General features: G+C 67.7%; 2 protein-coding genes. Both read right to left on the reverse strand.

The features are described from left to right. Window positions 1-147 precede the first annotated feature (147 nt). Window positions 148-4,023, reverse strand: coding sequence for a DNA-directed RNA polymerase subunit beta' (gene rpoC / locus ACIWQI_RS14390; RefSeq protein WP_396658422.1), 3,876 nt, complete (start codon window positions 4,021-4,023; stop codon window positions 148-150). A gap of 61 nt (window positions 4,024-4,084) precedes the next feature. Next, window positions 4,085-7,582: a DNA-directed RNA polymerase subunit beta gene (rpoB, locus tag ACIWQI_RS14395; RefSeq protein WP_396658424.1), complete on the reverse strand. Its 3,498-nt coding sequence runs from the start codon at window positions 7,580-7,582 to the stop codon at window positions 4,085-4,087. Window positions 7,583-7,733: the final 151 nt, after the last annotated feature.

Below are 7,733 nucleotides of genomic sequence, written 5' to 3' on the forward strand. Positions count from 1 at the left end.
TCAGGTGGATGCCGGCGCATCCGACCGTCAGGTGGATGCCGGCGCATCCGACCGTGAGGTTTCGGCTCGAGCGCGCTGCGCGCGGTCTCGCTCAACCTTGAGTCGCAGTGGGCTCAACGCGGCTGCGCCGCATTGAGCCCACTCGACTCAATTGTACGTGCCAGGCGTGAAGTCGTCCGTCGAGAAGCTGTCGAAGTCGACGTAGCTCAGGTCGGCATCGCTGAACGCGCCGTCGGATGCGAAGATGCGGTTGGGGTACCGCTCGCTCTTGGCCTCCTCGGTCGCCTCGACCGTGACGTTGCGGTACTTCGCGAGCCCGGTTCCGGCCGGGATCAGCTTCCCGATGATCACGTTCTCCTTCAGCCCCACGAGCGGATCGCTCTTGCCCTCCATCGCGGCCTGCGTCAGCACGCGCGTCGTCTCCTGGAACGACGCCGCCGACAGCCACGACTCGGTCGCCAGCGACGCCTTCGTGATGCCCATCAGCTCGGGGCGGCCCGACGCCGGGCGCTTGCCCTCGGCGACCGCCTCGCGGTTGATGTTCTGGTAGCGCTTGAAGTCCACCATCTCGCCGGGCAGCAGCGCCGTGTCGCCGTGGTCGACCACGGTGACCTTGCGCAGCATCTGGCGCACGATGACCTCGATGTGCTTGTCGTGGATCGGCACGCCCTGCGAGCGGTACACGCCCTGCACGCCGTTGACGAGGTACTTCTGCACCTCGCGGGCGCCCTGGACGCGCATGACCTCCTTGGGGTCGAGCGTGCCGACCTGCAGCGGCTGGCCGACCGACACGTGCTGCCCGTCCTCCACCAGGAGGGTGGCGCGCTTGAGCACCGGGTACACGTGCGGCTCCTCGCCGTTGTCGGGCGTGAGGATCACCTTGCGGGACTTCTCGGTCTCCTCGATGGCGATGCGACCGTCCGACTCGGCGATCGGCGACGCGCCCTTGGGGGTGCGGGCCTCGAAGAGCTCCTGCACGCGGGGCAGACCCTGCGTGATGTCGTCGGCCGAGGCCGAACCGCCCGTGTGGAAGGTGCGCATCGTCAGCTGCGTGCCGGGCTCGCCGATCGACTGGGCGGCGATGATGCCCACGGCCTCGCCGATGTCGACCATCTTGCCCGTGGCCAGCGAACGGCCGTAGCACTGCGCGCACACGCCGACGGCCGAGTCGCAGGTGAGCACCGAGCGCACCTTGATCGACTCGATGCCCGCCTCGACGAGACGGTCGATGAGCACGTCGCCCACGTCGTCTCCGGCGGCGGCGAGCACCTCGCCCTTGGCGTCGACCACGTCAGAGGCCAGCGTCCGGGCGAACACCGAGTTCTCGACGTTCGCGTCCTTCACGAGGGCGCCGTCGATGCCCGGGGCGGCGATCGGCAGCTCCAGTCCCTTGGTCGTGCCGCAGTCGTCCTCGCGGATGATGACGTCCTGCGAGACGTCCACGAGGCGACGGGTCAGGTAGCCCGAGTCCGCGGTGCGCAGGGCGGTGTCGGCCAGGCCCTTGCGCGCGCCGTGGGTGGCGATGAAGTACTCCGCCACGCTCAGCCCCTCGCGGTACGAGGAGATGATCGGACGCGGGATGATCTCGCCCTTCGGGTTGTTCACCAGGCCCCGCATGCCCGCGATGTTGCGGATCTGCAGCCAGTTGCCTCGCGCGCCCGAGGTCACCATGCGGTTGATGGTGTTGTCCTCGGGGAAGTTGTCGCGCATCGCCTTCTGGACCTCGTCGGTGGCCTCGGTCCAGATCTCGATGAGCTCCTGCCGGCGCTCGGCGTCGGTGATGAGACCCTTCTCGTACTGGGCCTGGGCCTTCGCCGCCGCCTTCTCGTGCTTGGCGACGATGGCGCTCTTCTCCGGCGGGGTGAGCACGTCGCTGAGGGCGACGGTCACGCCGGAGCGCGTGGCCCAGTAGAAGCCCGCGTCCTTGATGCGGTCCAGCGTCGCGGCGACCTCGACCTTCGGGTACTCCTCGGCCAGCTTGTTGACGATCTGCGACAGCTTGCCCTTGTCGGCCTGCCCGCGCACGAAGGGGTAGCCCTTCGGCAGCGTGTCGTTGAAGATCGCCTGGCCGAGCGATGCGTCCACCAGTCCGTGGCGCTCGTAGCCCTCGGGAGCCTCGCCCTCGAGGAACGACAGGCCGGGGATGCGGATGCGCACCTTGGCCTGCAGGTCGAGCGTGCCCTCGTCGCGCGCGAGGATCGCCTCGGCGACCGAGCCGAACGCACGACCCTCGCCCAGCGCGCCCTCCTTGACCGTGGTCAGGTGGTGCAGGCCGATGATCATGTCCTGCGAGGGCAGGGTGACCGGGCGGCCGTCCGACGGCTTGAGGATGTTGTTCGACGCCAGCATCAGGATGCGCGCCTCGGCCTGGGCCTCCACCGAGAGCGGCAGGTGCACGGCCATCTGGTCGCCGTCGAAGTCGGCGTTGAACGCCGCGCACACGAGCGGGTGCAGCTGGATCGCCTTGCCCTCCACGAGCTGCGGCTCGAACGCCTGGATGCCCAGGCGGTGCAGCGTGGGCGCGCGGTTGAGCAGCACGGGGCGCTCGCGGATGATCTCCTCGAGCACGTCCCACACCTCGGGGCGGGTGCGCTCGACGGCACGCTTGGCGGCCTTGATGTTCTGCGAGTGACCCAGGTCGATCAGGCGCTTGATCACGAACGGCTTGAACAGCTCGAGGGCCATCTGCTTGGGCAGACCGCACTGGTGGAGCTTGAGCTGCGGGCCGACGACGATCACCGAGCGACCCGAGTAGTCCACGCGCTTGCCGAGCAGGTTCTGGCGGAACCGGCCCTGCTTGCCCTTGAGCATGTCCGAGAGGCTCTTGAGCGGGCGGTTGCCCGGGCCCGTGACGGGCCGGCCACGGCGGCCGTTGTCGAACAGTGCGTCGACGGCCTCCTGCAGCATCCGCTTCTCGTTGTTCACGATGATCTCGGGCGCACCGAGGTCGATGAGGCGGCGCAGGCGGTTGTTGCGGTTGATCACGCGACGGTACAGGTCGTTGAGATCGGATGTCGCGAACCGTCCGCCGTCCAGCTGGACCATGGGCCGCAGCTCCGGCGGGATGACCGGGACCACGTCCAGCACCATGGCGGCCGGGCTCATACCGGTGGCCAGGAACGAGTTGACGACCTTGAGGCGCTTGATCGCGCGGATCTTGCGCTGACCCTTGCCCTCGGAGATCTGCTGATGCAGGCTGTCCGCCTCGCCCTGCAGGTCGAACGCCTCCAGGCGGCGCTTGATCGCCTCGGCGCCCATGTAGGCCTCGAAGTACTGACCGAAGCGGTCGACGAGCTCGTTGAAGATCTCGTCCTCGGGCTTGAGTGAGCCGACCTCGAGCGTGCGGAACTCCTCCCACACGCGCTCCAGCTTGGCGATCTGCTCGTCCGCGTTCTTGCGGATCTGCGCCATCTCCTTCTCGGCGGCGTCCTTGACCTTCTTCTTCTGGTCGGCCTTGGCACCCTCCTCCTCGAGCGCGGCGAGCTCCTCCTCCAGCTTCTGCAGGCGGGTCGCGATGCGGGCGTCGCGGCGGTCGCCGAGCGCCTTCATCTCGAGGCGGATGTTGTTCTCGTGCGTCGGCAGGTCGCGGTGGCGCGCATCCTCGTCGACCGAGATCACCATGTAGGCGGCGAAGTAGATGACCTTCTCGAGGTCCTTCGGGGCCATGTCGAGCAGGTAGCCCAGACGCGAGGGGACGCCCTTGAAGTACCAGATGTGGGTCACCGGCGCAGCCAGCTCGATGTGGCCCATCCGCTCGCGGCGGACGGAGGACTTGGTGACCTCCACGCCGCAGCGCTCGCAGACGATGCCCTTGAAGCGGACGCGCTTGTACTTGCCGCAGGCGCACTCCCAGTCGCGGGAGGGCCCGAAGATCTGCTCGCCGAAGAGCCCGTCCTTCTCGGGCTTGAGCGTGCGGTAGTTGATGGTCTCCGGCTTCTTGACCTCGCCGTAGGACCACTTGCGGATGTCCTCGGCGGTCGCCAGACCGATCCGAAGCTCATCGAATGTTGTTGCGTCGAGCACTGGTTCTCCTGAAATCTCTCTTGAGTCGTGGGACGGTCCGGTCCCTGAGCGTGTCGAAGGGTCAGATCTCGTCGATCGACGACGACTCGAACCGGGCGGAGATGTTGATGCCGAGCTCTTCCGCGGCGCGGAAGGCGTCGTCGTCCGTGTCGCGGAGGTTGACCGCGGTGCCGTCGGCCGAGAGGACCTCGACGTTCAGGCAGAGGGACTGCATCTCCTTCATGAGCACCTTGAACGACTCGGGGATGCCGGGCTCCTGGATGTTCTCGCCCTTCACGATCGCCTCGTACACCTTGACGCGGCCGAGGATGTCGTCGGACTTGATGGTGAGCAGCTCCTGCAGCGCGTAGGCGGCGCCGTAGGCCTCCAGCGCCCACACCTCCATCTCGCCGAAGCGCTGACCGCCGAACTGCGCCTTCCCGCCCAGCGGCTGCTGGGTGATCATCGAGTACGGACCGGTCGAGCGCGCGTGGATCTTGTCGTCGACCAGGTGGTGCAGCTTCAGGATGTACATGTAGCCGACCGAGATCGGAGCCGGGAACGGCTCGCCGGAGCGGCCGTCGAACAGCTGTGTCTTGCCCGTCGAGTCGATCAGGCGCTCGCCGTCGCGGTTGGCGAGGGTCGAGTCGAGCAGACCCGCGATCTCCTCCTCGGCGGCGCCGTCGAACACCGGGGTCGCGACCTTGGTGCCCGGGGCGGCCGAACGGGCCTCGTCGGGGATGTTCTTGGCCCAGGCCGGCTTGCCCTCGATCTTCCAGCCCTGCTTGGCGATCCACCCCAGGTGGGTCTCCAGCACTTGGCCGAAGTTCATGCGGCCGGGGATGCCGAGCGGGTTGAGCACGACGTCGACGGGGGTGCCGTCCGCGAGGAACGGCATGTCCTCGACGGGGAGGATCTTCGCGATGACGCCCTTGTTGCCGTGGCGGCCGGCGAGCTTGTCGCCCTCGGTGATCTTGCGCTTCTGCGCGATGTAGACCACGACGCGGCGGTTGACGCCCGAGCCGAGCTCGTCGTCGCCCTCCTCGGCGTTGAACTCCTTCACCGCGATGATCGTGCCCTCTTCACCGTGCGGGACCTTCAGCGACGTGTCGCGCACCTCGCGGCTCTTCTCGTTGAAGATCGCGCGCAGCAGGCGCTCCTCGGCGCTGAGCTCGGTCTCGCCCTTGGGCGTGACCTTGCCGACCAGGATGTCGCCGGGACGCACCTCGGCGCCGATGCGGACGATGCCGCGCTCGTCGAGGTCCTTCAGCAGCTCGGGGCTCACGTTCGGCAGGTCGCGCGTGATCTCCTCCTTGCCGAGCTTGGTGTCGCGGGCGTCGACCTCGTACTCCTCGATGTGGATCGAGGAGAGCGTGTCGTTCTTCACGAGCTCCTGGCTGAGGATGATGGCGTCCTCGAAGTTGTGGCCCTCCCACGTCATGAACGCGACCAGCAGGTTCTTGCCGAGTGCGAGCTCGCCGTTCTCGGTGGCGGGGCCGTCGGCGATGACCTCGCCGGCCTCGACGCGGTCGCCGGCCGAGACGATGACGCGCTGGTTGTACGAGGTGCCCTGGTTCGAGCGGTCGAACTTGCGCAGGAAGTAGTCCTGCGTGCCGCCCTCGTCCAGCTGCACGGTCACGACGTCGGCCGCGACCTCCAGCACGACGCCGGACTTGTCGGCGATGATGACGTCTCCCGCGTCGATGGCGGCGTAGCCTTCCATGCCGGTGCCCACGAACGGCGAGTCCGAGCGCAGCAGCGGCACGGCCTGACGCTGCATGTTCGCGCCCATCAGGGCGCGGTTGGCGTCATCGTGCTCGAGGAACGGGATGAGCGAGGTGGCCACCGAGACCATCTGGCGCGGCGACACGTCCATGTAGCCGATCTCGTCCACGGCGAACAGGTCGACCTCGCCGCCCTGGCCGCGGCGGGCCAGCACGCGCTCCTGGACGAACCGGCCGTCCTTGTCGAGCTCGGCGCCGGCCTGCGCGACGATGTAGTCGTTCTCCTCCGACGCGGTGAGGTAGTCGATCCGGTCGGTGACCTTGCCGCCCTCGACCTTGCGGTAGGGCGTCTCGATGAACCCGAACGAGTTGATGCGGGCGAACGAGGCGAGCGAGCCGATGAGGCCGATGTTCGGGCCTTCCGGCGTCTCGATCGGGCACATGCGGCCGTAGTGCGACGGGTGCACGTCGCGCACCTCGACGCCGGCGCGCTCGCGCGACAGACCGCCGGGCCCGAGCGCCGACAGGCGGCGCTTGTGGGTCAGGCCCGCCAGCGGGTTGTTCTGGTCCATGAACTGCGACAGCTGCGAGGTGCCGAAGAACTCCTTGATCGCGGCGACGACGGGGCGCACGTTGATCAGGGTCTGCGGGGTGATCGCCTCGATGTCCTGCGTGGTCATGCGCTCGCGCACTACGCGCTCCATGCGCGACAGACCCGTGCGGACCTGGTTCTGGATCAGCTCGCCGACCGCGCGGATGCGCCGGTTGCCGAAGTTGTCGATGTCGTCGACATCGAGGCGGATCTCGACATCCTTGCCGCCGCGCCGGCCCTCGAAGGTGACGTCGCCGCGGTGCAGGCGCACCAGGTACTTGATGGTCGCGACGATGTCGTCGACGGTCAGCACCGAGTCGGTCAGCGGCGCCTCCAGGCCCAGCTTCTGGTTGATCTTGTAGCGACCCACCTTGGCCAGGTCGTAGCGCTTCGGGTTGAAGTAGAAGTTGTCCAGCAGCGCGCGGGCCGCCTCGGCGGCGACCTGCTCGCCCGGACGGAGCTTGCGGTAGATGTCGCGGAGGGCGTCCTCCTTGGTGAGGATCGTGTCCTTGGACAGGGTCTCCTCGATGGAGTCGAAGCCCGCGAACTCGCGGAGGATGTCCTCGCTGGTCAGGCCGAGCGCCTTGAGGAAGACGGTCACCGACTGCTTGCGCTTGCGGTCGATGCGCACGCCGACCTGGTCGCGCTTGTCGATCTCGAACTCGAGCCACGCGCCCCGCGACGGGATGATGCGCGCCGAGACGATGTCCTTGTCGCTGGTCTTGTCGGCGACGCGGTCGAAGTAGACGCCCGGCGAGCGCACCAGCTGCGACACGACGACGCGCTCGGTGCCGTTGATGATGAACGTGCCCTTGTCGGTCTGCAGCGGGAAGTCGCCCATGAAGACTGTCTGGGTCTTGATCTCACCGGTCTGGTGGTTCATGAACTCGGCCTCGACGTAGAGCGGGGCGGCGTAGGTCTTGCCGCGCTCCTTGCACTCCTCGATGGAGTACTTCTCGGGCTCGAGGTAGGGGTTGGTGAAGCTCAGCTGCATCGTCTCGCTGAGGTCTTCGATCGGCGAGATCTCCTCGAAGATCTCCTCCAGGCCGCTGATCTCGGGCACGTCGGTGCGGCCGGCCGCCTTGGCGGCCTCGACCCGCGCCTTCCATCCCTCGTTGCCGACGAGCCAGTCGAAGGACTCGGTCTGCAGCGCGAGAAGGTCGGGGACCGTCAGCGTGTCGGAGATCTTGGCGAACGAGAGGCGGGAAGCTCCGCGGCCGTTCTTGGTGGTGGTGGGGGTGGATGCGTTGGGAGCAGCAGCCAAGGGGATTACCTCCGTGGGCCCGGGCGGGGCACGTTTCCTTGTCGTAGGGTGGAGTGCTCGATCGTCCCCGAAGCCTGCGCGTCGCACCTCTGAGAGGGAGCGCAGGCACAGCCGACCACCATATGAAGGCAGGGGGAATCCAAGAGCGCAA

The sequence above is a fragment of the Microbacterium sp. genome (assembly GCF_044508325.1).
Lineage (GTDB): Bacteria > Actinomycetota > Actinomycetes > Actinomycetales > Microbacteriaceae > Microbacterium.